Genomic DNA, 25,085 nt, shown 5'->3' with positions numbered 1-25,085 from the left:
CATCACTATTTGTAAAGCTTTATTGATGCTTTGGCGTTAAGTAAACTGTCTCGTATTTACTGTCCGCCGTTAACCTCTCTCAGAGTCAGGCTGTCCGAACTCCTGTATCCTGCCAAGAACGAAGCTCTGGAGCTGTACAAGGTCACTTATCTCAACCTTGCCGTTCTTGTCAACATCAGCGGCTCTCTTAGCTCTTTCGTCAGCGAATTTCTCAGAGATCAAGCCCTTTCTTGCAGCTATTATATCAAAGCTGTTTATTGCTTCATCGCCGTTTACATCACCATAAATAACACTTATTGCCTGTGGTCCGTCTATAGCAGTTCCCGCAACAGCGCCTATAGCCTCGTCAACATAGAAGCTGTAATCGTCGGAATCTGTCTCAACGTACATCTGTAGATTTGAAGCGCCCTCTGGTATCTTGTAGTTAGTATTTGCCAGCTGAACCCATTCGCCCTTTGGCAGCTCGTCAACTGTAGCTATCTTATCGTATTTTACTTCGCCGTTTACCTCATACTGAAGTGTGAGGTAGAATTTTTGAGAAGCAGGACCTTCGTCATACTTTACAACAGTGCTGAAGCTGTACTCCTCTCCTGCCTTGAATACATTGGAGGAGAGAGTCCTTAAAGCACCGTTCCAGCTTGCATCTCTGCCTGTACAAGCGAGTGAAGCTGCACCATCATAGAACTCTGTCTTATCGGAAGCAACGCTTGCAGAGCCTCTGCCTGTCCACGAGTCTGTACCACTCTCGAAGGTATTATGGAAGTAGTAGCCGTTCTCATCGGGCTCTATAACAACAGGTGTGCCGCTGAGCACCTTGCTGCCGTTACAGCCGTTCCATGTCTGACGGTCGTACTCAAAGAAGTCAATATCTGCATAACCGCCTGTGGACTTTGTAGGATAGCTGTAAATACCGCTGCGGTAGCCTGTGAAGAGCTTGAGGTCATAGGACATTGACAGCTCCTGACCGAGCTTTGTCCAGTTCTGACCGTCATATGAATAATAGAAATTAGCCTTATCTATATTGTTGGAGGAGCTGCCGTCAGAGTTTACGTTGGCAAACTTGAAATCCACCTTGAGGTATACCTCGTCGCCGTTCATATTCTGCTCAGCAACAATCTTGTTGGAGCTCGTCGGAACATCGCTGCCGGTATTAACTGACATATAGACCTTCTTGCCGCCATTGTCATCTACGCGGACGCCGATACAGCCGTATTTGAGCTGGAATGCAGAAAGGCCGGCATAGTCGCCCGGTTTCATATTTGAAGCGTCAAGCTTGATATAGCTGCTGCAGGCAGGTCCCTCAGTACGCATCGTAAGGGTATTTCTTGCATTGAGCAGATGTGACGCCATATTCTTGTTTTTAAGACGGAGCCAGCCCGGACGCTCGGTAACTGACCATGCTGTATTGTCGGGATTGTGGTTCCATGACCACTCAAGAGCGAGGTCGTTTGTGGTGTAGTCAAAGCTGTCGTCGCCAGCCACATCAGTACCCTTTGTTGTACCGAGGTCAAGAGTGAGAGGCGCCTTGCCGTTTACGCCCATCATCGGCCAGTCATTCTGCCAGTTTACGGGAACAAGGACAGGGATACGTCCAACTGCGCCGTGGTCCTGGAAAAGAAGTCCGTACCACTTGCCGTCAGGAGTATCAACGATACCGCCCTGAGCACAGCCGCTTCCGTATGAGCCAAGACCTGAGTCAAGAATAGTCTTGCTCTCCCAGTTTCCTGTAAGGCTCTTTGAACGGTATACGAACTCAAGTCTGCCGTGACCTGACGGCCATGCGATACCGAATATATAATAATAGCCGTTTATCTTCTGGATATGCCAGCCCTCACCTGCAAGGTTGTTGAAATTGGTCTTGAAGAGCTGCTTTTCAAGTCCGCCGGACTTCCAGCCTGTCATCTCCGAGTTGAACTCCTTGATGCTGCAAGTGCCGCCTGCGCCTGAAACGAGGTAATTTCTTCCGTCGTCATCAAAGAGAATCGAAGCATCGTGGTACATACCATTGAGCTCAACACGCGACCACTCGCCGTTTTCTATATCATCAGTAGAGCATATGTATGACTTGTTCGAGCCGTAGCTTCCGAAAAATGCATAGTACTTGCCCTTCTTCTCGTTGTAGCGAAGGCTTGTAGCCCACTGTCCGTGAGAATAGTCATGCTTGCCGTTTTTCAGATTCTGCACATCACCGTTTGCATAGGTATCAAATACGTAATTGCATATCTCCCAGTTTGCGAGGTCCTTAGACTTCATAATAGGAGCGCCGGGGCTGAAGAACATGGTCGTGCTGACCATATAATAAGTGTCACCGACTCTGATTATGTCATCATCGGGTACATCTGCCCATATGATAGGGTTGTTAATTGTGGAAGCTGCCGATGCAGGAGCACTGATAAGGCTTGACGAAGCCGTTATCGACGGCAGGGCAACAGCTGCTGCAACAAGCACAGAAGCCGCAGCTTTCATAGGTTTGAAATGTTTCATGATAATTCCTCCTTCAATTTTAATATCCCACTTTTCATTAATACTATTTTGTACACAATGACAAAAAAGTTTTTCTCCGATACGTCATTATAAACGTATATTATTACTCCAATTTTAATTAATTGTAACATTTTGCTCAAAAAACTGCAACTGAATATATGCGGATTAGGTGGACAAAATGAACATCATAGCGCAATATTAATAATTTATAGCATATTTTTTTTATTTTACTTGAAAAACCGACATTATTTTACATATATACGTTGTTTTCGTTCCATACTTTAGCAGAAAAACAGCATATTCTATCTTCCGAGAGACACTTGAAGGCATAAAAAAACTGCGGAACAGGTTATCCCATTCCGCAGCTATGTGCTTTTGATTATTACTTCTTTTCAGGCTCTTCTGCCTTGTCCTCGAAGTCCTCGATAGTAAGATCGTCGTAATCAAACTCAAGGAGCTCATCACAGTTAGGGCAGTTCATAGAACCCTCTTCGATCATGCCCTCGTCAAGGAGAATCGTGTCTCCGCAGGTTGGACAGGTGATCTCATAAAGCTCATCGTCATCATCGTCAAAGTCGAATTCATCGTCCCAGTCATCATCGTCATCATCGTCGCACTCATCACAGTCATCGCAGTCATAGTCATCGTCATCATCATAGAAGTCGTCCTCAACTGCGCCAAGATCCTCATCAAGGATATCACAAAGCTCTGTGAGCTCGTCTACCTGTGACTGCAGGTCCTCAACATAGAGCACCAGTTCTGACATTACCTCTGACATCTGGATAAGAGCCTTTCCCTCCTTAGTGGAAGAATCGATCTCAAGACCGTCAATAAGTCCCTGTAAATATGACATTTTCTCGGTAAGCTTCATAGCAAGCTCCTCCTCTCGAATTATAGTATATAAAGTACACCTGAGAGCTTATGCTCTTGACATATACTCGCCTGTTCTTGTATCTACCTGGATAACCTCGCCCTCATCAATGAAGAGAGGAACCTTGATCTCTGCGCCTGTCTCAAGTGTAGCAGGCTTTGTAGCATTTGTAGCTGTATCGCCCTTGAAGCCGGGATCAGTCTGTGTTACCTTGAGCTCTACGAAGTTAGGCGGCTCAACGCCGAATACGTTGCCCTTGTATGAAAGTATCTTACAGATCATCTCTTCCTTAACGAACTTGAAGCTGTCGCCGAGGATAGAAGCGCTGATCGGAACCTGCTCATATGTCTCAAGGTCCATGAAATAATAAAGGTCGCCGTCGTTGTAGCTGTACTGCATATCCTTTCTCTCAACATAAGCTGTTGGGAACTTAGCTGTTGGGTTGAAAGAAGTTTCAACAACAGAACCTGTGATAACGTTCTTATATTTTGTTCTTACAAAAGCAGCACCCTTACCCGGCTTAACGTGCTGGAATTCGATGACCTGAACTACCTGTCCGTCAAGCTCAAAGGTAACGCCGTTTCTGAAATCTCCTGCTGAAATCATTATAAATACCTCCGTATTTTTCAAATTAATATGATACTTTATTTTATCACATTTTCGAGATTTTTGCAATACCTAATGTGATATTATTATAAAGATATGAGAGTTTTTGCCGTTTTTGTCAAGTTTTCACAGCCGTTTTCGGTCAAAATGACAAAGTCTTCTATTCTCACGCCAAACTTGCCTGCGATATAGATACCGGGCTCTACGGTAACTACAGCACCCTCGTTGAGAGGCAGCTTGTAATTCGGCGAAGCATTGGGCTTTTCGTGTATCTCCATACCAACACCGTGTCCGAGTGAGTGTCCGAAGCAGCTTCCGTAGCCTGCCTTTTCAATAATATCACGTGACACCTTGTCAAGCTCACTTCCCGTTATACCAGCCTTTGCAGCCTCTATACCCGCAAGCTGAGCTTTAAGAACGATATCGTATACCTTTTTCATTTCATCGTCCGGCTCACCTACGCAGACAGTCCTCGTCATATCGCTGTGATAGCCGTTATAAACTGCTCCAAAATCCATAAGCACGAACTCACCGCTCTCCACTTTTTTGTCAGATGGTACTCCGTGCGGCATTGAGGTATTAGCTCCTGCAAGAACAATGGTATCAAAGGAAAGATCCTCTGCACCATATGCATACATAAGGCGGTTAAGCTCAAGAGCTATCTCACGCTCGGTAACTCCCGCCTTTATGAAGCCCAGCAGCTCATCGAAGGCTTTTTCGGCTATAGCCTGAGCCTTTTTGATGCATTCTATCTCCTCTGAGTCCTTTGTCATTCTCAGAGCGGCAATTGCATTGCTCAGCGAGTCATTGTGGATAAACTCATAATCAGTAAAAAAGTGCTCATAGGCGTGAAGCTCCTTGACTGTCATAGTCTCAGACTCGATAGCAACAGTCTTTGCTCCATGATTTTTAAGAAGTTCCTTTATCTGAGGGTAGAGCTTCTTCATCTCAATGACCTCGGCGTCCCTGACTGTAGCTCTTGCTTTTTCTATATAACGGAAATCTATGAGCAGATAAGCCTTTTCAGGAAAGGCAAGGATCACTCCTGCCGAGGACTTCATACCAGTGAAATATCTTCTGTTTATGTCAGATGTTATGAGAGCGCAGTCGGCGCCCTCAAACACCTCAAAAAGCCTTTCAAATCTCGTCATTTCGCACCTCTCAGAGCTCCGCAAGAGCCTGAACTGCAAGGTAGTAGCTTCCGAAGCCAAAGCCGCTTATGCTGCCCTTGCATACAGGAGCGATAACGGAATTGGAACGGAATTCATCGCGCGCGAAAACGTTGCTGATATGTACTTCTATGACCGGTATCTTGATAGCTGCAATAGCGTCGCGGATAGCGTAGCTGTAGTGTGTATATGCCCCTGCATTGAGGATAACGCCGTCGAAGGTCTTTCTTGCGGCGTGGAGCTTGTCGATAATAGCTCCCTCATGGTTTGACTGGAATATCTCGCACTCCAGCCCCTGTTCCTTTGCACGGTCGATGATATTGCTGTTGAGGGTGTCGATATTGGCGTTTCCGTAAACTCCCGGCTCGCGCTCTCCCAGCAGATTAAGGTTAGGACCATGGATAACAAGTATTTTCTTTATCATAATTTCTCCTTTGTATCGTCAGCAAATTTTTTGGGAAGAAACGGCTTTTCCAGTACTCTCTTGAAGCGTATGAAGCGCTTGCTTTTGGGTTCAAGCTCCATAGGCTCAACGTAGAGCATTTTTACTCCTGCAAAATTAGCTCCCCACACATCGGTAAAGAGCTGATCGCCGACTGCGGCGGTCTCTGAGGAAGAAAGCCCCATTTTCTTCATGGCTGCCTTGTATCCCCTTTTCAGCGGCTTTCCACTGTCACTTACAAAGTCAAGTCCCAGCGGATCCGCAAAGGGCTTGACTCTTTCAGCGCTGTTATTTGATACTATTATAAGCTTTATGCCGTTATTTTTCAGTTTTTCCAGCCATTCCCTGATACCCTTTGCAGGTACGGGGTGGTCATGCGTCGTGAGCGTGTTGTCAACATCGAGAATGAGTCCTCTGATACCATGCTTTTTCAGAAAATCTGGAGATATATTCACTGTTTTTCTGAAAGCAAAATCCACGTCGGTCTTTGTAATTTTATGTTTGAATCCCAAGCTTTTTGTCAACTCCGTTCAACAAATGAAAAAGCGAGCCGCAGCCCGCTTTTATCAACATTAATAATTCCGCAAGATCAATACTTACGCTTACGAGCTGCCTCAGACTTCTTCTTACGCTTTACTGAAGGCTTTTCGTAGTGTTCTCTCTTACGAACCTCAGCAATTACGCCGTCCTTTGCACATGATCTCTTAAATCTCTTAAGAGCTGTGTCTAAAGACTCGTTTTTGCCAACACGAACTTCTGCCACTAAATTTCCCTCCCTTGTTCAGAGGTTGCTCGGAGCACTGCTCCAAAGCTCTATACTAAGCACCAAAAGGTGTTAGTCATCATATACCCCACCATATAGCAGATTTACTTAAATAAATATAAAAGAATATAGTATAAGTTTACCACATTTTCTGCTCGTTGTCAAGCATTTTTTCTTTTACTTAAAAATTCGTTATTTTGCAACAATATTAACAAGTTTATTTGGTACATATATCTGCTTGATAATGGTCTTTCCGTCGATAGACTCCTTGACCTTTTCATCAGACATAGCCATTTCCATTACGGAATCCTTGTCAGCGTCAACAGCGATATTGAGCTTTGCCTTGACCTTGCCGTTTATCTGGACAACGATCTCGATAGTATCCTCCTTGCAGAGCTCCTCATCGTATGAAGGCCAGCTCTCAAAAGCGATAGTATCATTATGCCCCATGATGCTCCATATTTCCTCGCCCATATGAGGTGTGATACATGAAAGCATCTTTATAAGTCCCTCAGCATACTCTCTCGGGCACTTGCCGTTCTTGTATACTGCGTTTACGAATATCATCATCTGGCTGATAGCCGTATTGAAGGCAAGCTTCTCATAGTCGTCAGTTACCTTCTTGACTGTCTGGTGGTACACCTTTGTGAGGCTGCCGTCGTTGTCGTCAGTGAGGTTCTCAGCCTCTGTGAAGAAGTTCCATGCTCTCTGGATAAATCTCTTTGCACCCTCAACGCCGTTTTTGCTCCACGGCTTGCTTACTTCAAGAGGTCCCATGAACATCTCATAAAGGCGGAGAGTATCTGCGCCATAATCTCTTACGATATCTGAAGGATTTACAACGAACTCGGGGAAGCGCTTACCCATTTTGATGCCGTTCTCGCCGAGTATCATGCCCTGATGAACCAGCTTCTTGAATGGCTCCTTTGTAGGCGCCAAGCCCTTATCGTAAAGGTATCTGTTCCAGATACGTGAGTACATAAGGTGTCCTACAGCGTGTTCGGGACCGCCTATGTAGAGGTCTACAGGCATCCAGTGCTTGAGAAGCTCCTGATTTGCGAACTCCTTGTCGTTATGAGGATCAATATATCTGAAATAGTACCAGCTTGAACCTGCACTTCCGGGCATAGTTGAGGTCTCGCGTGTACCCTTTATGCCGTTCCTGTCGTACTTTTTCCACTCAGTTGCATTTTCAAGGGGGGCCTTGCCGTTCTTGGCCTTGTAGTCGTCAAGCTCAGGAAGAATAAGCGGCAGTTCTTCGTCGTCAAGAACGTGTATCTCGCCGTCCTCACCGTGAACTATCGGAACAGGCTCGCCCCAGTAGCGCTGACGTGCGAATATCCACTCACGGAAGTGATAGTTTACAGTACGCTTTGCTCTGCCCATTTTTTCAAGCTTCACCGTGATAGCTTCCTTAGCTTCCTCAACAGTAAGACCTGTGAACTCCTCGGAGTTGATGAGCTTGTAGCCCTTTCCGAGATATTCTGTCTTTTCCATAGCTGCTTCGGAAACATCGATATGACCGTCATTGCCGTCGATTACCTGAATCATGTCTATGTTATGAGCTACAGCATACTCAAAGTCACGCTGATCGTGGCTCGGTACAGCCATAACTGCGCCTGTACCGTAGCTTGCAAGGACGAAGTCTCCAATAAACATACGGACTTCCTTGCCGTTTACGGGATTTATACAGGTCACGCCCTTGAGCTCACAGCCTGACTTGGTCTTGTTGAGCTCGGTACGATCCATATCGTTCTTCTTCTTGGTCTCAGCAATGTAAGCCTCGACCTCTTCCCTGTTCTGCACACGGTCGAGAAGGCTCTCTGTTATAGCTCCGTCGGGAGCAAGGACCATGAATGTGATACCATAGATAGTTTCGATACAGGTGGTAAAGATAGAGAACTTTCCGCCGCCTATGATGTCAAATTCCACCTCAACACCTGTGGACTTGCCTATCCAGTTGCGCTGTATAGCCTTTGTGGACTCAGGCCAGTCTATCTCGTCAAGTCCTTCAAGGAGCTTTTCAGCAAATGCAGGCTGGTCAATTACCCACTGCTTCATATTCTTTCTGACTACAGGGAATCCGCCGCGCTCTGACTTGCCGTCGATGACCTCATCGTTGGAGAGAACTGTTCCAAGCTCCTCGCACCAGTTTACAGGCATATCAATGTACTTAGCGTAGCCGTCCTTGTAGAGCTGCTTGAATATCCACTGAGTCCACTTATAGAACTCGGGATCGGACGTTGCTATCATCTTTGACCAGTCATAGTCAAAGCCCAGCTCCTTGAGCTGTTTTGAAAAGGTCTTGATATTCTCCTGAGTAAAGCCGTTGGGGTGATTGCCTGTATTTACGGCATACTGCTCTGCGGGAAGTCCGAAGGAATCATAGCCCATCGGGTGAAGGACGTTATAGCCCTGCATACGCTTCATACGTGAAACTATGTCGGTAGCTGTATAGCCCTCAGGGTGTCCGGCGTGGAGACCTACTCCCGAAGGATAAGGGAACATATCAAGCGCATAGAACTTAGGCTTGCTGAAGTCCCATACATCAGTCTTGAAGGTCTCATGTTCTTCCCAGTATTTCTGCCATTTGGCTTCAACAGATGTGAAATCATATCTGCTCATTGTAATATCATTCCTTTATTATTAATTATTAAACATTTGGTAATCTGTAAAATACGCTTTTGACATCGCGGTTAAAGCACAGCAGAGCTGCACAGCCGATGTCTATAATGCCCTCTAAGAGGTATATCCAGTTTGCACCGATATTGGCTATATTCTGCGGCAGGTAAACAATTGCCGTAAGGGCAAGGACTGCGGCAAGAACGTAATTTACGTACTTGAACCTTACAAAGAATACCGCCGCCTCTGCAAGTGCCACAAGCAGGGTGACAAGGGCAAAATGCTTTGCAAGAACCATATTAAGCACTGCTTTTGCAACAACATATGCCGCCATAGCTATACATATCTTGTTTCCTCTTTCCTTCTGATCTAACAAAGCACTCACTCCTTGGTAACAAGATCGCTGATATCTATCTGCTCACCGTCAGCCCATAAGCCCTCAAGCTTATAGAAATTACGGGTATCCTTGTAAAATACATGAACGATTATATCGGCATAATCGAGGATTATCCATGTATTTCCTGTATCAGCTTCACGGCGCAGGGGCTCTATGCCCTTTTGTGAAAGGACAAATTCCACCTCGTCTGCAAGAGTTCTTGCATGGGTATTGCTGGTACCGTTTACTATTACGAAATAATCGGCAAGAATGGTCAGGTCTGAAATTTTGATAGCCTGTATATCCTCGCCTCTTTTGCTGTCGAGAGTTTTTATAATAAGTTCAAGCTTTTCCTGCTCTGTCATTTATTCATCTTCCTTCCACCACGGTTTCATTTCGGGATCTCTGAGAGGCTCTGTAGCTGTTTCAAGCTCCTCGAAGGTCATTCCCGTATCGTCATATAATTCGTACTGATAATTGTATTCTTCAACAAATTCAATTATATTGCTCTCAGAGAGCAGCATAGGACGCTGATAAGGTCTGAAATTCTCATTGAGCTTATCAACAGTAGCTCTCTTGTGTATAGAGTAGATGCTGTACTCCTTGCCGTCGTAAGCATAGTATATCGCGTCCTCACCGGGCACCATATCCACCTTTACGTTTTCCATTTGCAGGGTCGCACCGAAGTCTGCAAGCTTGCTGAGGTCGTCAACGCTCATATTTGTTGCTATCCACTTATTCTTGTAGATAGTATTGAGATAGCTGTATAGCTTCATCTTGCCCTCGTTCTTGACAATATCGAGAAGCTTCTTCATAGCTGCCTGCATAAAGCGGCGCTGATTCTGTACACGTCCGATATCGCCCTGAAGCCATTCATGGCGGAAACGCACGAACCATTCAGCCTGCTGTCCCGAAAGGACCACATCGCCCTTTGGTATCTGCTTGTCAGCCTCATAGATTATCTCGTTATCGAGGTGCATCGGGATACCGCCGATGAGGTCAACTATATCAACTATATCAAAGCAGGCAGTTGTTATATATGCGTCTATCGGGATACCGAAGTTTTCCTGTACACAGTTTACAACACGCTGTATCTTGCTTATCTCAGGATCGCCGCAGCTGTAAACGCTGTTGATCTTTGTGGTCTCGTTGCTTGTATAGTTCGGAACTGCGCAGTCACGGGGAACCTGAAGGATATGCAGCTTTGCAGCTGCTATATCGAACTGACATATCCAGATAACGTCGGTATTCTCTACGTCCTCGTCAAAGCCGAGGAAAAGTACGGTATACTGTCCCTCAACGAGCTGAGGAAGGTCAAGTCCGTCTGTAAAGTCATCATTAACGATGTCGGTATCCACATTGAGGTTGATCTGCGGCTTTTCAAGCTCGCCCTCAATGTCTACAGTAGGCTGCCAGCGCTTGAAATAGGTGATTATAGACACCCTTTCATCGGGAAGACCGCTCTTTTTATACCAGAGTATAGGCATATTAAGGAAAAGAGCGATTATGGCTGCGATACTGAGCAGGATAGAGGTAAGCTTTATAAGCGCGTCCTTTTTGCTCTTTTTCTTTTTGGGCTCGTCATCGAAGTCGTCGTCATAATCCGCCGATTCAACCAAGCTTTCCCTGCCCTTTTCGTGAAGCCCGTGGTACTGCTGTTCTCTTATCTCAGGTCTCGGAGGCTCTTCCCCCTCGATCCTTATATCTATGGAAGGAGCCTCGTGCAATCCGTGATACTCGGGCTCTTTTGGTCTGTTGTCATCAACTCTTTTGAGCTTGCGAAGAGGTTTTACCTGCCTCGGAGCTCCATTAGTTCTGTTATATAACTCCTCGTTACGTTCTTCTCGGTTCATTTGAGTCCTCTTTTCAAATTCCAAGTATTTTATTTCTCTGCTTTTGAAATCCGGGTATAAAAATTATATCCCTCTGCGGTGCAAATCGGTATAACTCCGCCTTTTTTTATGACCGACTTCATGGAAAACGCAAAAGCCTCCAGCATAGCTGCGTTAAGGTCAGTATAAGCCAGCTTGCGCATTTTATCCACGTCCTTGTAGTCTCTTTCGGCGGAAATGAGGTCGCCGATGTAGACTATCTCCTCAAGACGGGACATTCCTGCCCGTCCGACCGTATGAAATCTGATGGAATTAAGAATATCTATATCCTCTACTCCAAACTCTTTTTTTATAAAATATGCCCCTGCAATGCCGTGAAGCAGCGAGCGTGTTTCAAGCTCCTCGCGGCAGACTGTATAACCGCTCTCGTTTACAAGAGCTCTCTGCTGATCATCGGGCATTTCCTTGCAGATATCATGTAAAAGCCCTGCAAAATATGCCTTTTCGGGATCCTCTCCGTACTTTTCCGCAAGCTTTCTGCACTCGTCGGCAACATTCAGAGAATGTGTGTATCTTTTCACCGATAAATTAGCTTTCAGGTATTTCTTTTTATCGTCTGCATCATAATGCAATTTTCCTTCACCTCTGACTGAATATAATCCCTTTGATCTTATATATTGTACTACATTTTCATCAAGATAGCAAGCGAAATCCTTATTTTTGGCAATTTTTTTTCTGATCTCGGTGCTTGAGATCACTTTCGGATCAGCCTCTGATACCAGTATATTGCCGAATTTGCTGAGTTCCTCTGCCTTTGCTCTCAGAGCAGGCAGGTCTCCGCTCTCACGGGATACCACACACAGCGTTACCTGCGCCAGTATCTCCTCAAAGCGATACCATGTATCAAAGCTGAGGAGCATATCGCTTCCCACAAGCAGATACAGCTCAGCCTCGGGAAATTCACTGCGGAATTGCTCTACAGTGTATATAGTATAGCTCACTCTGTCGCTTTTTATCTCATAATCGCTGACAAAAAGCTTATCATTGTTTCTGCAGGCGAGCCTGAGCATTTCCAGTCTGTCCTCGTCGGGAGCATACTCCGCACTTGAACGGTGAGGCGACTTCCTTGACGGTACTAAATAAAGCCTGTCAAGAGAAAACTCCCGTAGCGCTGTCTGCGCAAGATGTATATGACCGTTATGAACGGGATTGAAGCTTCCGCCGTATATTCCTATGCGCATATCATCACTCCATTCATTTCCACGGGCGTTTGCTTTCTGTCCAGCCCTTTTCCTTCCAGTAGTCTGCGTCGGTTTTGTTCCAGCCGTTTCGCTGCATAAGGCTCATTATCTTGAAAAATCCCTTTGTTTTCAGCGAAATGGGTACTTTTCCCTGCCTTTTCAGTATCTTTTTTGCGATACTGTCAGCTTTTGCGTTTATGCTGTCCTTTATCTTCGGCTTTACGCTCTGCCAGTCTGTTGCCGCAACGGCTCTGCCAAGCCTGTAGGTCTGAGGTATGCCCCAGAAAAAGCAGCTGTCCGCCATATCCTTCATGGTGGACTTTACACCTGCTCCCGCGGCTGTTGAGACAACTACCGCCTGCTTGCTGAACATTTTCTCCTCAGGACGATGCGCCATCCAGCGCCAGCCGTAGTGGTCGAGCAAAGCCTTCATCTGTCCCGTACAGTGATAAACGTACACAGGTGATGTCAGTATGATAACTTCCGAGCTGTCAATAAGCTCCGTTATGGGACTTAGTTTCGCAGCATGAGGGCATTTGTCCTCTCCTTTTGTGAAGCAGCTTGTGCAGCCGCAGCAGAACTCATCAAAATCACGGGGCAGGAACACCTCACTGATATTCTCGGGCTTTGTCAGCTTCTCAGCCATGATACGCACGATACTGTAGGACGAGCCCTTGTGGTCGGTGCCGCTTATTATCAGTACCTTCATTACTTAGCCTTAGGGATATTCTCGATAACAGGCTCCTTTTCGTTGCGCTTGAAAAGCACGAATTTGCTTCCAATGACCTGTACTACGTCAGCACCTGTCTGCTCGGCAATAGCGTCGGCAGCCTCTCTTGCTGTCCAGCCCGAATTGTCAAGAACTCTCAGCTTTATAAGCTCTCTCTTGGTAAGAGCTGCCTCTATATCCTTGCACATTGCCTCGGTAACTCCGCCCTTGCCGACCTGATATATGGTCTCATATGTTGAAGCTATACCGCGCAGGTATGCTCTCTGTTTGCTTGTAAGCATATCATTCACCAAATCTTTCTTTCAGATAACTGTACAGCCCTCTGAGAGCCGCACCTCTGTGGCTTATTGCGTTCTTTTCATCTGCGGTGAGCTCCGCCATGCTTTTTTCCCCTACCATGAAAACAGGGTCATAGCCGAAGCCGTTTGTACCGCGCTGCTCATATCCGATAGCACCTTTGCACTCCCCTGTTATGGTATGGCTGCCGCTTTCATCTATGTAAGCGATAGCGCACTCAAATGCAGCTCCGCGATTTTCTTCGGGAACGTCCTTCATCTCCTCAAGGAGCTTCGCACAGTGCTGTCCCTCGGGAGCGTATCTTGCGGAGTAAACTCCCGGACGTCCATCAAGTGCAGCAACACAGAGACCGCTGTCATCGGCAATAGTCGGCAGATTTACAGCCTCGTATACAGCCCTTGCCTTGATGAGTGCATTATCTTTAAAGGTCTTGCCGTTTTCCTCGGGATCGCAGTTTGCCCCTGCCTCGCGCTGAGACAGCACCTCTATTCCGAGAGGTGCAAGTATCTCTCTTGCCTCGCGGAGCTTGTTTGCGTTATTTGTAGCCATTACAAGCTGCTTAATCATTGTCCTTACCTCCGAAAAGTCTGCTGAAGAAGCCGCGCTTTTTCTTCTTTTCAGGCTCAGAAGCAGCCTCCGGCTCTTCCTCTGGTTCCTCCTCGGCTTCGTCCTCTGTCAGCTCGCTGTCCTCAGTCTCATCACTGTCGATTTCGGCTTCCGCCTCGTTTTCGTCTTCATCTTCATTAACAGCCTCAGACTCTTTATCTTCATCAGTCTCAGCTTCCTCGTCTTCTTCATCTGACTCAGGCTCAGCATCGTACTCCTCGGCTTCCTCATCGTCGGACTCTTCATCGTATTCTTCTTCCTCATCATCTTCATAAGGAATGAATGCGCCGTACTCGTTGTAGTAGCCCTTTACGCCGTCTACCTCAACAGTATCCTCGTCCTCACCGTACTCTGTTTCCTCGTCATAGCCCTCAGACTCGCTGTCTTCTTCTGCCTCAGCCTCGGCAAGCTCCTCGATCTCCTCGGGAGCTGCAAAGAGAGCATCAACAAACATATTGCTGTCAAAGGGCTGCAGGTCGTCTATCTTCTCACCTACGCCTATGAGCTTTACAGGAATACCCAGCTCGTTCTTTATAGAGATAACGATACCGCCCTTAGCTGTACCGTCAAGCTTTGTGAGGACTATACCTGTGATAGGAGCAGTCTCACTGAAAAGCTTAGCCTGATTTACCGCATTCTGTCCTGTTGTAGCGTCAAGAACGAGAAGCACCTCGCGTGAGCAGTCTCCTGCCTTGCTGTCGATGATACGGTTTATCTTTTTCAGCTCCTCCATGAGGTTCTTCTTGTTGTGAAGTCTTCCTGCGGTGTCGATAACTACAACGTCACACTCTCTCGCCTTTGCAGCTTCCAGAGCGTCGTAAACTACTGCACCCGGATCTGAGCCCTCGGCGTGTTTTACTATGTCAACACCTGCGCGCTGAGTCCATACCTCCAGCTGATCGATAGCAGCTGCACGGAAGGTATCGGCTGCTGCGACAAGAACCTTCTTGCCCTCCTGCTTGAACTGGTGACAGAGCTTGCCGATAGTTGTGGTCTTGCCTGCACCGTTTACACCGATGACCATGATGACTGCGGGAGATACAGACAGGTCAAGACCTGTATCGTTGCCCATTATTTCGGAAATAACCTCATGGATAAGTCCCATTATCTCCTTTGGATCGGTGATACCGCGCTCCTTTATCTTTTTGCGGAGCCTGTCGCATATCTCCTCGGAGGTCTCTACGCCGATATCGCTCATTATCATCTGCTCTTCGAGCTCCTCGAAGAGGTCCTCGTCAATGACGGTAAACTGATTCAGTACCCTCTGGATACCGCCGAAAAGAAAATCCTTGGTCTTTTTGAGACCGCTGGCAATTTTAGAAAAAAGTCCCATTATATCCTCCAAACATGGTCTATTATACTTATCGAAATGAAAAACGAAACTGTGACAAAAAAATTATTGTATATCCGCAGCGTCCTCCTGAAAGTCCACCTGCTCCATTTTCAGGAGCTTGGAAATACCGTCCTCCTGCATGGTGACACCATAGAGCACGTTTGCTTCCTCCATAGCGCTTCGTCTGTGGGTAACAAGCACGAACTGAGTGGAATCGGTAAACTTTTTGAGGTACTGTGCATACTTTCTTACGTTTACCTCATCAAGAGCCGCATCTATCTCGTCCAGAATACAGAAGGGCGCAGGTCTCAGCTTGAGTATAGCAAAATATATAGCTATAGCTACGAAGGACTGCTCGCCTCCCGACAGTGAGATAAGGTTCTTGATGACCTTTCCGGGAGGGGCTACGCTTATCTCTATGCCCGATTCCAGAACGTTCTCGGGATCGGTGAGTATCAGCTCAGCCTTTCCGCCGCCGAAGAGCTCAACGAATATACTCTTGAAGTTAGAGTTTATTATCTCAAAGCTCTCTGAGAATATCCTGCACATCTCTGCGGTAAGGTCGGTTATTATCTTTTCAAGCTCTGTCTTTGACTTCTGAACATCTGCTATCTGCGCAGACATGAACTGATAACGCTCGGAAACCTCCTTGTACTCCTCGATAGCCTCAACATTGACGCTTCCGAGGGCGCGTATCTTGTTCTTTATAGTGGTGAGCTCTGCCTGTGCGGCTATCATATCATCTATCTTCTCAGCCATTGCAACAGCCTCAGAGCGTGTCAGCTCGTAGACCTCCATGAGCTGTCTGATGATATTGTCGGTATCGCGGCAGACAGTCTCCTTGCGTTCTTCAAGACGGGTAATATCCGCGGACAGCTTTTCCTTAGCTTCATTGATAGTTTTCAAGCCGTTCTGCATCTCGTTGACGAGACGGTTCTGCTCGGTATGAGTTGCATGACAGCGCTGTATCTCAGCATTATAGGTCTCAGTATTGTCCTTGAAGTCGGAGAGCTTCTTTTTCAGCTCCTCTATCTCAGCCTGCTTCTGTGAGATCATCTCCTTCTGACGGAATATCTCCTCCTCAAACTGATGAGCGCCGTATTTCAGTTCTTCCTCTCTGCGGTCAATGTGTGAGAGCTCCAGCTCCTGAGCCTGTACGTCCTTTGCAAGCTCCATGCCCTTTATTTTCAGTTCTGACAGCTTATCTGACAGCTCAGCGCGCTGTAATCTCAGCTTTTCGCGTATATCCTGTCCCTGTGCAAGCTTTTCCTCAGCAGCCTTTATCTCGGCTTCGGTCTCGGCAAGAGCCTTTTCGGAATCTGCTATGCTCTGCTTTGCGGCAGCTATGCGCTGCTCGGTCTCGGCAGCAGCCTTATGGGAATTTTCCGACTGTGTGCGGAACTGTTCTTCCAATGAAGCAAGGCTGTTGAGCTCTGCCCCTATGCGGACTCTGTCAGCCTCGCACTGTGCCTGCTCTTCCTTTGCAGCCTCTGTATCAAAGCGGAGCTTCTCGGATTCTGCACGGAGCTTCTCAGCTCTTTCGCGGAGAGAATCCCTCTCAGCTTCAAGCCTGACTATCTCGGCATCAAGAGTATCTATCTCGTTCTTTCGGGTTATGATACCGCCTGAGCGCTGTGCAGAGCCTCCTGTGAAGGAACCTCCTGCATTGATGACCTGTCCGTCAAGCGTTACTATCTTGAATTTATAGCCGTACTTTTTGGCGATAAGAGTAGCGGTGTCTATATCCTCTGCAATGACTATGCGTCCCAGCAGTGAAGCGATTATACCGCTGAATTTCTGGTCATATGTGACTATCTTGTTGGCATTTGCCACAAAGCCCTCGCATTTTTCCAGTCCCTGCTCGCGGAGCTCATAGCCCTTTACCGATGTAATCGGAAGGAATGTTGCACGTCCGCCCTTCTGCTCTTTGAGGAAGCGGATACAGCGCTTTGCGATGTCCTCGTTTTCAACGATGATATTCTGCATTGCGCCGCCCAGAGCAGTCTCAACTGCAACTGCGTACTTTGGCTCAACGCCTATATTCTGAGCAACGGTACCCATTACTCCGCCGATACGTCCCTGCTTTGAGGCTTTCAGCACCTGCTTTACGCTTCCGGCAAAGCCCTCCATGTTGTTTTCAAGGTCAGTGAGTATCTTTCTGCGCTGCTGCTTGTCTTTAAGCTCATATAGAGCCCTCTCAAAATCGTTCTTAGCCTGCTCAAAGCCCTCGCGGCGTGACTTGTAAAGTCTTTCAAGTCCGCTGAGCTTGTTGCGGAGCTCCTCTGCCTTTGCGGTATTCTTTTCCGCTTCCGCCTTTATTTCGGCAGTCTGGCTCTGATACTCGCCGAGCCTGCGGCTTATATCGCCGCTGCTCTCGCGGAGCTCGGCAAGACGGGCGGTCTGCTCCTCTATAGCCGCCTTTGATGACTCAATAGTAAAGCGCAGCTCGCTCTGCTTGATATACATAGCATTTATCTCGCTGCCAGCCTTATCAACAGAGTCACCCAGCTTAGAGCTCTCGCTCTCGGCTTTCTCAAAGTTCTCCTCAGCAGCCTTTATCTCGGCTTCAAGAGCCTTTTTCTTTTCCTCCAGCTCAGCAAGTCCGTCAAGAGCAGCCTTGCGCTCATGCTCCAAAGCCTTTTTTGCCTCCTCAGAGCTGTCGATGTTTTTCTGAGCAGCTTCCACCGCCTCGTTGCAGTGCTTTATATCATTTTCGAGAACAGCGATGCCGGATTTCATCTCCGACGAGGTCTGCTCCTCCTCCAGCATCTTACGGCGGAGCTCATCGGCACGCATGGTGCTCTCCTGCATTTTTCTTATGCCGTCAGCTATCTTCTGCTCCTCGCGCTGTATATCGTTCTCGATATTTTCGTATTCATTCTTGCTGACGAGTATTTTGCTCTCTATCTCGTCAAGCTTCAGCTTCATCTCGTCAAGCTTAGTCACCCAGACAGAAATTTCCAGTCTCTTGCGTTCCTCGGCAAGCTTTATGAACTTCTCCGCTTTCTGTGACTGTATGCGCAGAGGCTCTACTCTGCTCTCTAATTCGGAGAGTATATCCGTCAGACGGAGCAGATTTTCCTGTGCTGCGGTGAGCTTTCTCTCCGCTTCCAGCTTCTTGTAGCGGAATTTGGAGATACCTGCCGCTTCCTCAAAGATGTCACGGCGCTCTGAGCTCTTAGCTCCCACAATTTCGGCGATACGTCCCTGTCCGATTATGGAGTATCCGTCACGTCCCAGACCTGTGTCCATGAACAGCTCATTGATGTCCTTCAGACGGCACGGCTTGCCGCATATCATATATTCGCTCTCGCCGCTTCTGTACAGCTTACGTGTGATAGCCACCTCATCGTCCATATCGGGGAGAGTTTTGTCGGAATTGTCGATATTCAGCGTAACTGCCGCAAATCCCATAGGCTTTCTTGCAACAGTACCAGAGAAGATGACGTCCTCCATTTTGTTGCCTCGGAGCGTTTTTGTGGACTGCTCGCCCAGTACCCAGCGCACCGAATCGCCGATATTGCTCTTGCCGCTTCCGTTAGGACCAACAACTGCGGTAAGTCCCTTGTCAAAGGTCAGGCTTATCTTATCGGGAAAGGATTTAAATCCCTGTATTTCCAGTGATTTCAGGTACATTCGCTCACCTCCTCAGCATACATCTGTATTTCGGGACGCTTTCGTCGCCGATTATCTTAATCTCTGTTCCAAGCTCCTTGAAATAGATCATATTTGACTTTTTATGCCCCGTTGCCTTGCTTATACAGGACGGAGCTACTGCAAAAACAGCAGTTTCCGGCATTTTGCCCATGCTTTTCAGCTCAAATTCCATATTATGGCGGTATATCAGTGCCTCACAAAGCTCGCGGAATGCAGGGTGATAAAAGCCGCCCACCATATCATGCTCAACGAATTCACTTGCGTGAAGTCCGCATTTGATGACTCTTATGCCCCTGTCCTCAAACATAGCCATTGCCGAGGCAGCTATCTCCACTGCCTTATGAAAGCTGAATGGCTTATATTCACCGGATAGAAGCAGCTCTCCAAGTCTTGTGTTTTTCAGCACTACCACGGGATATATACGCACTGTGTCGGGGCAGAGAGCTGTTATCCGCTCGATAGTCGCCCACTCCTTTTCGGGAGTGCTGCCGTAAAGTCCTATCATCATCTGCAAGCCCAGCTCAAAGCCGAAGGCTCTTATAAGCTCACAGGCGTCCTCAATGTCCTGTGCAGTGTGTCCGCGCTCATTCAGCCTGAGCACCTCATCGTCCAGTGACTGGGCACCAAGCTCAATGGAGGTAACGCCGTACTCTTTGAGGAGCTGCAAGACCTCAAAGTCTATACAGTCGGGACGTGTAGAGCAGCGTATGCCCCTGAATTTGCCCTCACCTATATAATCGCGGGCAGCTTCAAGAAGCTCCGTCATATAGTCACGCGGGATAGCAGTAAAGCTTCCGCCGAAAAAAGCTATCTCCGCATTTTCGGGTTCTTTTACCTCGCCGAGTGCCCTTTCGCATATCTCCCTGACCTCATCGCCTGTGGGAGCGTGCTGTGCGCCGCTTATGGTACGCTGGTCACAGAAGCTGCACATATGAGGGCAGCCGATATGAGGAATGAATATGGAGATATTACTGTGCTTCATAGCCCATAAGCTCAAGCGCTTCCTTTGCGGCAAGCTGCTCGGCTTCCTTTTTGCTCTTTCCCTTGCCTTTGCCTATTACCTGATCATTGAGACATACCTCGACCACAAAGCTCTTATTGTGATCAGGACCTTCCTCGCCGATCAGGACGTACTCGACCTTTTCTTCGGGATTCTGCTGGACTATCTCCTGCAATACAGTCTTGAAGTCGTTGAAAACAGGCTTCTTTGCGTGCTGTATATCCTTCGGCATAAAGCGGAGTATGTGCTTTGAGGCTGGCTCCATGCCGCCGTCAAGGTATATAGCTGCGATGACCGCTTCAAAAGCGTCTGCAAGTATTGAGGGACGCTGACGTCCGCCAGTGTTCTCCTCTCCCTTGCCAAGAAGAAGATAATCACCCAAGCCTATCTGCTGTGCGAAGATATGCAGGGATTTCTCGCAGACAAGTGAAGCTCTCATTTTTGTGAGCTCGCCCTCTGCAACATTGAGGTTTTTGTATAAAAAGTCTGATACTACAATTGACAGCACACTGTCACCGAGAAATTCAAGGCGCTCATTGCTGCCGTTTGGACGCTTTCTTTCATTTGCATATGACGAATGAGACAGGGCCTGCTTGAGCAGCTCAATATCTTTGAATTTATATCCTAATACTTCTTCAAAACCTGAAAGGTCTTTCATTAATAATCACTCCTTGTCTGCGGCTGACATACGTGCAACATAGCTCTCTATTACACCTGTGACATTGCCGTCCACGCAGCGTTTAGCCTGTCTTACAGCATTGAAGAACGCCGTACCGTCAGAGCTGCCGTGTGCCTTTATAACGGGCTTTCTTACACCCAAAAGCGCCGAACCGCCCACTTCCTTGTAATCCATTTGCTTCCGGAATGTGTTTATCTTGCTCATTGCAAAAAGAGCGCCTATTCTGCCTGCTCCAGAAAAGAACCATTTCAGCTTCTTTGAGAAAAAGCTGCCCATGCCCTCATAGAGCTTTAGTGCGATATTGCCTGTGAAGCCGTCAGTAACGACTACCTGCACCTCGCCCTTCGGCATATCTCTTGCTTCGATATTGCCTACAAAATTGAGCTCAGAAGCTTTAAGGAGCTTATAAGCTTCTATCTCTAAGTCTCTGCCCTTGGTCTCCTCTGCGCCGATATTCAGCAGTGCTACCTTGGGAGACTTTACTCCCATGACCTTTTCCATGTAGGCGCTTCCCATAATTGCAAATTGAAGCAGCATATCTGCACGGCATTCGGTATTTGCGCCTGCGTCCACAAGAACAAAGCTGCCCTTGTCGGCAGGCATAACAGGTGACGGCGCTATACGCTTGATACCTTTGATACGCTTGACGATGAAGGAGGCTCCCATAACGAGAGCACCTGTGCTGCCTGCCGAAACAAAGGCGTCGCCCTTGCCCTCAGCAAGCAGACTTAGACCTACAGCCATAGAAGTATTCTTCCCTGACTTGATTATCTCCTTCGGTTCCTCATGTATATCAAAAATATCATCGGTATGAACTATCTCAATTCCGTCAAGACTGATACCGTTTTTCTTGGCACAATCCCTTATCTCGGGCTCTCTGCCTGTGAGCACAATGCTCACGCCGAGCTCTCTGACTGCTCTTTCACATCCTCGGATAACCTCCAGAGGAGCATTATCTCCTCCGAAGGCATCAACTATAACTCTTACAGCCAATTCTTTCAAGCTCTCCTCTCAGCGAGTTTACTGCACGCTCGGCATATGCGCCGTAGCGTTCCTTTTTGTCCTTTATCCTTACGCCTATATCGGGAAGGATACCCATATTCGCGCCCATTGGCTGAAAGCTGCCGCTGTTGAACGGATCACTTATATAGCCTGACAGCGCACCTGTCATCGTATCCCTCGGGAGCTTCAGGGGTTCAAGTCCTTTCAGCCTTCTTGCAGCGGCGATACCTGCTATAAGTCCGCTTGCCGCCGATTCCATATAGCCCTCAACGCCTGTTATCTGTCCTGCGAAGTATATCTCGGGACGGCTTCTCATAGAAAAATCACTGTTGAGAAGCTCGGGGCTGTTGATAAAGGTATTCCTGTGCATTACGCCATAGCGCATGAATTCAGCGTTTTCAAGTCCGGGTATCATAGAGAATACCCGCTTCTGTTCGCCGAATTTCAGATTGGTCTGGAATCCCACAAGATTGAACAGTGTACCCTCACGGTTCTCTCTGCGGAGCTGAACTACAGCATAAGGTCTTCTGCCTGTGCGCGGATCGTCGATACCCACCGGCTTCATAGGTCCGAAGCGCATGGTATCCACACCGCGCGAGGCAAGCTCCTCAATAGGCATACAGCCCTCATATACACTGAATGGGTGAGTCTCAAAGTCCTTGAGCTGAACCTTTTCAGCACCGATAAGCGCCTCATAAAATGCAAGGTACTCATCTTTATTCATGGGACAATTGACATAATCGGCGTCGCCTCTGTCGTAACGTGAAGCATAAAATGCTCTTTCCATGTCTATGCTCTCAGCAGTAACAATAGGCGCAGCTGCGTCGTAGAAGCTTAATCCCTCGCCGCAGAGCTCTTTTATAATATCAGCCATAGCTCCCTGTGTAAGAGGACCTGTTGCGATTATGACAACTCCCTCGGGCAGCTCCCTGACCTCACCGCCTATGACCTCGATAAGAGGGTGGCTTTTTATCTTTTCCGTAACAGCATCTGAGAACTTCTCGCGGTCAACTGCAAGAGCGCCGCCTGCTTCCACTGAATTTGCCTTTGCACAGGGGACTGTCAGTGAGCCTAAAAGCTCCATTTCGTATTTCAGAAGTCCCGCAGCTGATTCAAGCCTTGCGGCTTTCAGCGAATTTGAGCAGACAAGCTCTGCAAATCCGCCGTATTTATGAGCAGGAGAAAACTTCTCGGGCTTCATCTCATAAAGCCTTACGTTTATTCCTGCTTCGGCAGCAGCCCATGCGGCTTCACAGCCTGCCAGTCCTGCGCCGATGACGTTTATTATCATTTTTTCAGCTCTCTTTCATAGCCGCAGCCCTCGTTTTCACAAACGAGCTTGCCTGATTTTCCGCCCTTCATGAAAAGGCTCTTGCCGCACTGTGGGCAAAGCTCCTTTGTGGGGACGTTCCACGTCATGAAGCTGCACTCGGGGAAACTCTCACAGCCGTAGAAGCTTCTGCCCTTCTTAGACTTTTTCAGCAGCATTTTCTTACCGCATCTCGGGCAGCAGCCCTCAGTCTCAGTAACTATCTTCTTGGTGTTCTTACAGTCGGGGAATCCCGGGCAGGCAAGGAATTTGCCGTACTTGCTGTACTTGATGACCATATTTCTGCCGCATAGCTCGCATACCACATCGGTCTCCTCGTCGGGGACCTTTACGCGCTTGCCGTCCATAGCCTCCTCAGCCTTTTTCAGTGTCTCTGAGAAGTCGTCATAGAACTCGCGGAGAGTGCTTACCCAATCCTTTTCGCCGTGCTCTACTTCATCGAGGTTGTTCTCCATTTCAGCTGTGAACTTGGCATCAACTATCTTCTTGAAGTGATCCTTCATAAGCTCGGTGATGACCTCGCCGAGATTTGTTGGCTTGAGAGCCTTGCCCTCATGCTCAACGTAACGGCGTGAGGTGATAGTTGTTATAGTAGGAGCATAAGTACTTGGTCTGCCGATACCGTTTTCTTCAAGAGCCTTGATAAGTGAAGCCTCTGTGTATCGCGGCGGCGGCTGTGTAAAGTGCTGGTTGCCAGCAATAGATTTGAGCTTCAGCTTATCCTCGGCTTTAAGCTCGGGCAGCATTTTCTTGCTGCCGTCCTCGGAATCGGTAGACTCAACATACAGCGCCATAAAGCCGTCGAACTTTACAGAATAGCCTGAAGCTCTGAATGTACAGCCGTTTGCTTCGATGTCTGCTGATACTGTATCGAGGAGAGCATTTGCCATCTGGCTTGCGATAAAGCGCTCCCATATAAGCTTATACAGCTTATACTGGTCAGAGCTGAGGCTGGACTTGACTCTCTCGGGAGTAAGCTCAGGAGTTGAAGGACGTATTGCTTCATGGGCATCCTGAGCGTTGCTCTTGGTTTTGAAGTTTCTTGGCTCGGGCGGAAGATAGTCCTTGCCGTAAACAGTTCCGATATAATCAGCGGCAGCTTTTTTAGCCTCGTCGGATATACGCAGGCTGTCGGTTCTCATGTAGGTGATAAGACCTACTGCACCTACGCCCTGTACATCAACACCCTCGTAAAGCTCCTGCGCAGCCTTCATGGTGCGCTTTGCACTAAAGCTGAGCTTACGTGATGCTTCCTGCTGCAAGGTCGATGTGATGAACGGAGGTGCGGGCTGTTTTTTAGTAACACGCTTCTTTACAGATGTAACTGTATACTCGGCGTTCTCCAGTCTTTTCAGAAGTCCGTCTGCCTCTGCCTGATTTGGTATCTCCAGCTTTTCACCGTCAACAGCAACCAAAGCTGCATCAAAGACCTTTCTCGATGACGGAGCTGTGAATTTAGCGTCGATAGACCAGTATTCCTTTGGCACGAATGCTCTTATCTCGTTCTCGCGGTCAACTACAAGGCGTACCGCAACTGACTGAACACGGCCTGCTGAGAGTCCCCTCTTGACCTTTTTCCAGAGGAAGGGGCTGAGCTCATAGCCCACAAGACGGTCAAGGATACGTCTTGCCTGCTGAGCATTCACAAGGTCAACATCTATCTTGTGAGGGTGGCTCATACCGTTTTTTACGCCTGTCTTGGTTATCTCGTTGAAAGCCACGCGGTTGTCGTCGTTCATATCAAGTTTAAGCATCTGGGCTATATGCCATGATATAGCTTCTCCCTCGCGGTCCGGGTCGGTTGCGAGATATATCTTATCGCACTTCTTGGCGCGTTTTTTCAGCTCTCTGATAACGTCCTCCTTGCCCTTCATATCGGTGTACTGGGGCTTGAAATCGTTATCCTTGTCCACGCCCATTTTGGATTTTGGAAGGTCGCGGACGTGTCCCATTGAGGCTATGACCTCATAGCCCTGTCCGAGGTATTTCTGAATAGTTTTTGCCTTTGCAGGCGACTCTACTATGACTAAATCTGACATTTAAAG

Annotated in this window: 21 protein-coding genes and 1 pseudogene; all 22 read right to left on the bottom strand. The window is 47.7% G+C overall.

Translation table 11 applies throughout. The features are described from left to right. Nucleotides 1-69: 69 nt before the first annotated feature. On the bottom strand, nucleotides 70-2,484 hold the full coding sequence (locus K5677_RS02970; RefSeq protein WP_296724469.1) for a family 43 glycosylhydrolase: 2,415 nt from the start codon (nucleotides 2,482-2,484) through the stop codon (nucleotides 70-72). 382 nt (nucleotides 2,485-2,866) lie between these two features. Further along, nucleotides 2,867-3,355 carry a CD1247 N-terminal domain-containing protein gene (locus tag K5677_RS02965; protein ID WP_296724468.1) on the bottom strand — a complete coding sequence of 163 codons (489 nt, stop codon included), beginning with the start codon at nucleotides 3,353-3,355 and terminating at the stop codon, nucleotides 2,867-2,869. 48 nt (nucleotides 3,356-3,403) lie between these two features. Next, entirely contained in the window at nucleotides 3,404-3,961 is a 558-nt protein-coding gene (gene efp / locus K5677_RS02960) for an elongation factor P (protein WP_024859977.1), read from the bottom strand. A gap of 86 nt (nucleotides 3,962-4,047) precedes the next feature. After that, entirely contained in the window at nucleotides 4,048-5,112 is a 1,065-nt protein-coding gene (locus K5677_RS02955; protein WP_296724466.1) for an aminopeptidase P family protein, read from the bottom strand. 10 nt (nucleotides 5,113-5,122) lie between these two features. Then, the gene (gene aroQ, locus K5677_RS02950) at nucleotides 5,123-5,554 is read right to left on the bottom strand and encodes a type II 3-dehydroquinate dehydratase (RefSeq protein ID WP_037324512.1); all 432 of its coding nucleotides are present in this window, start codon (nucleotides 5,552-5,554) and stop codon (nucleotides 5,123-5,125) included. Then, a complete protein-coding gene (locus K5677_RS02945; protein WP_296724464.1) occupies nucleotides 5,551-6,084 on the bottom strand; it encodes a YqeG family HAD IIIA-type phosphatase in 534 nt (177 codons plus the stop codon). The genes aroQ and K5677_RS02945 overlap by 4 nt, the downstream gene beginning before the upstream one ends. A gap of 77 nt (nucleotides 6,085-6,161) precedes the next feature. Continuing rightward, complete coding sequence (gene rpsU, locus K5677_RS02940; protein ID WP_009984057.1) at nucleotides 6,162-6,335, bottom strand: 30S ribosomal protein S21; 174 nt, start codon at nucleotides 6,333-6,335, stop codon at nucleotides 6,162-6,164. A 192-nt stretch (nucleotides 6,336-6,527) separates the two neighbouring features. Next, a complete protein-coding gene (leuS, locus tag K5677_RS02935) occupies nucleotides 6,528-8,960 on the bottom strand; it encodes a leucine--tRNA ligase (RefSeq protein WP_296724462.1) in 2,433 nt (810 codons plus the stop codon). Nucleotides 8,961-8,988: 28 nt separating this feature from the next. Then, nucleotides 8,989-9,333 (bottom strand): hypothetical protein, encoded by a 345-nt coding sequence (locus K5677_RS02930; RefSeq protein ID WP_296724459.1) that lies wholly within the window; start codon nucleotides 9,331-9,333, stop codon nucleotides 8,989-8,991. Nucleotides 9,334-9,338: 5 nt separating this feature from the next. Further along, nucleotides 9,339-9,698, bottom strand: a complete 360-nt coding sequence (rsfS, locus tag K5677_RS02925) for a ribosome silencing factor (RefSeq protein ID WP_296724457.1) — start codon at nucleotides 9,696-9,698, stop codon at nucleotides 9,339-9,341. Then, a complete protein-coding gene (locus tag K5677_RS02920) occupies nucleotides 9,699-11,186 on the bottom strand; it encodes an LCP family protein (RefSeq protein WP_296724454.1) in 1,488 nt (495 codons plus the stop codon). Nucleotides 11,187-11,215: 29 nt separating this feature from the next. Next, nucleotides 11,216-12,406, bottom strand: coding sequence for a nicotinate-nucleotide adenylyltransferase (locus tag K5677_RS02915; RefSeq protein WP_296724452.1), 1,191 nt, complete (start codon nucleotides 12,404-12,406; stop codon nucleotides 11,216-11,218). Between the two features lie 13 nt (nucleotides 12,407-12,419). Next, a complete protein-coding gene (locus K5677_RS02910) occupies nucleotides 12,420-13,115 on the bottom strand; it encodes an NAD(P)H-dependent oxidoreductase (RefSeq protein ID WP_296724450.1) in 696 nt (231 codons plus the stop codon). Further along, nucleotides 13,115-13,417 carry a YhbY family RNA-binding protein gene (locus tag K5677_RS02905; protein ID WP_028514769.1) on the bottom strand — a complete coding sequence of 101 codons (303 nt, stop codon included), beginning with the start codon at nucleotides 13,415-13,417 and terminating at the stop codon, nucleotides 13,115-13,117. Before K5677_RS02905 ends, K5677_RS02910 begins: the two co-directional genes overlap by 1 nt. Nucleotide 13,418: 1 nt before the next feature. Beyond that, nucleotides 13,419-14,000 carry an RdgB/HAM1 family non-canonical purine NTP pyrophosphatase gene (rdgB, locus tag K5677_RS02900; protein ID WP_296724448.1) on the bottom strand — a complete coding sequence of 194 codons (582 nt, stop codon included), beginning with the start codon at nucleotides 13,998-14,000 and terminating at the stop codon, nucleotides 13,419-13,421. Nucleotides 14,001-14,472: 472 nt separating this feature from the next. Continuing rightward, nucleotides 14,473-15,372 (bottom strand): annotated as a pseudogene (ftsY, locus tag K5677_RS02895) (signal recognition particle-docking protein FtsY); the annotation flags it as partial. 63 nt (nucleotides 15,373-15,435) lie between these two features. After that, complete coding sequence (gene smc / locus K5677_RS02890) at nucleotides 15,436-19,008, bottom strand: chromosome segregation protein SMC (RefSeq protein WP_296724446.1); 3,573 nt, start codon at nucleotides 19,006-19,008, stop codon at nucleotides 15,436-15,438. A 4-nt stretch (nucleotides 19,009-19,012) separates the two neighbouring features. Continuing rightward, a complete protein-coding gene (locus K5677_RS02885; protein ID WP_296724444.1) occupies nucleotides 19,013-20,011 on the bottom strand; it encodes a radical SAM protein in 999 nt (332 codons plus the stop codon). Continuing rightward, a complete protein-coding gene (rnc, locus tag K5677_RS02880) occupies nucleotides 19,998-20,687 on the bottom strand; it encodes a ribonuclease III (RefSeq protein WP_296724442.1) in 690 nt (229 codons plus the stop codon). Before rnc ends, K5677_RS02885 begins: the two co-directional genes overlap by 14 nt. 6 nt (nucleotides 20,688-20,693) lie before the next feature. Continuing rightward, a complete protein-coding gene (plsX, locus tag K5677_RS02875; RefSeq protein ID WP_296724439.1) occupies nucleotides 20,694-21,701 on the bottom strand; it encodes a phosphate acyltransferase PlsX in 1,008 nt (335 codons plus the stop codon). Next, nucleotides 21,679-23,001 carry a methylenetetrahydrofolate--tRNA-(uracil(54)-C(5))-methyltransferase (FADH(2)-oxidizing) TrmFO gene (gene trmFO, locus K5677_RS02870; RefSeq protein ID WP_296724438.1) on the bottom strand — a complete coding sequence of 441 codons (1,323 nt, stop codon included), beginning with the start codon at nucleotides 22,999-23,001 and terminating at the stop codon, nucleotides 21,679-21,681. Before trmFO ends, plsX begins: the two co-directional genes overlap by 23 nt. Continuing rightward, nucleotides 22,998-25,079: a type I DNA topoisomerase gene (topA, locus tag K5677_RS02865; RefSeq protein WP_296724434.1), complete on the bottom strand. Its 2,082-nt coding sequence runs from the start codon at nucleotides 25,077-25,079 to the stop codon at nucleotides 22,998-23,000. Before topA ends, trmFO begins: the two co-directional genes overlap by 4 nt. Nucleotides 25,080-25,085 lie beyond the last annotated feature (6 nt).

Source organism: Ruminococcus sp., assembly GCF_024684275.1.
Note: the sequence above shows the minus strand (reverse complement) of the source record. Positions and strands in the feature narration are given on the sequence as shown.

What these genes read in the sequence shown, in the direction of transcription:
- K5677_RS02970 (WP_296724469.1), bottom strand. Translation starts at nt 2,484, where the DNA reads ATGAAACATTTCAAACCTATGAAAGCTGCGGCTTCTGTGCTTGTTGCA.
- K5677_RS02965 (WP_296724468.1), bottom strand. Translation starts at nt 3,355, where the DNA reads ATGAAGCTTACCGAGAAAATGTCATATTTACAGGGACTTATTGACGGT.
- efp (WP_024859977.1), bottom strand. Translation starts at nt 3,961, where the DNA reads ATGATTTCAGCAGGAGATTTCAGAAACGGCGTTACCTTTGAGCTTGAC.
- K5677_RS02955 (WP_296724466.1), bottom strand. Translation starts at nt 5,112, where the DNA reads ATGACGAGATTTGAAAGGCTTTTTGAGGTGTTTGAGGGCGCCGACTGC.
- aroQ (WP_037324512.1), bottom strand. Translation starts at nt 5,554, where the DNA reads ATGATAAAGAAAATACTTGTTATCCATGGTCCTAACCTTAATCTGCTG.
- leuS (WP_296724462.1), bottom strand. Translation starts at nt 8,960, where the DNA reads ATGAGCAGATATGATTTCACATCTGTTGAAGCCAAATGGCAGAAATAC.
- rsfS (WP_296724457.1), bottom strand. Translation starts at nt 9,698, where the DNA reads ATGACAGAGCAGGAAAAGCTTGAACTTATTATAAAAACTCTCGACAGC.
- K5677_RS02920 (WP_296724454.1), bottom strand. Translation starts at nt 11,186, where the DNA reads ATGAACCGAGAAGAACGTAACGAGGAGTTATATAACAGAACTAATGGA.
- K5677_RS02915 (WP_296724452.1), bottom strand. Translation starts at nt 12,406, where the DNA reads ATGCGCATAGGAATATACGGCGGAAGCTTCAATCCCGTTCATAACGGT.
- K5677_RS02910 (WP_296724450.1), bottom strand. Translation starts at nt 13,115, where the DNA reads ATGAAGGTACTGATAATAAGCGGCACCGACCACAAGGGCTCGTCCTAC.
- K5677_RS02905 (WP_028514769.1), bottom strand. Translation starts at nt 13,417, where the DNA reads ATGCTTACAAGCAAACAGAGAGCATACCTGCGCGGTATAGCTTCAACA.
- rdgB (WP_296724448.1), bottom strand. Translation starts at nt 14,000, where the DNA reads ATGATTAAGCAGCTTGTAATGGCTACAAATAACGCAAACAAGCTCCGC.
- smc (WP_296724446.1), bottom strand. Translation starts at nt 19,008, where the DNA reads ATGTACCTGAAATCACTGGAAATACAGGGATTTAAATCCTTTCCCGAT.
- K5677_RS02885 (WP_296724444.1), bottom strand. Translation starts at nt 20,011, where the DNA reads ATGAAGCACAGTAATATCTCCATATTCATTCCTCATATCGGCTGCCCT.
- rnc (WP_296724442.1), bottom strand. Translation starts at nt 20,687, where the DNA reads ATGAAAGACCTTTCAGGTTTTGAAGAAGTATTAGGATATAAATTCAAA.
- trmFO (WP_296724438.1), bottom strand. Translation starts at nt 23,001, where the DNA reads ATGATAATAAACGTCATCGGCGCAGGACTGGCAGGCTGTGAAGCCGCA.
- topA (WP_296724434.1), bottom strand. Translation starts at nt 25,079, where the DNA reads ATGTCAGATTTAGTCATAGTAGAGTCGCCTGCAAAGGCAAAAACTATT.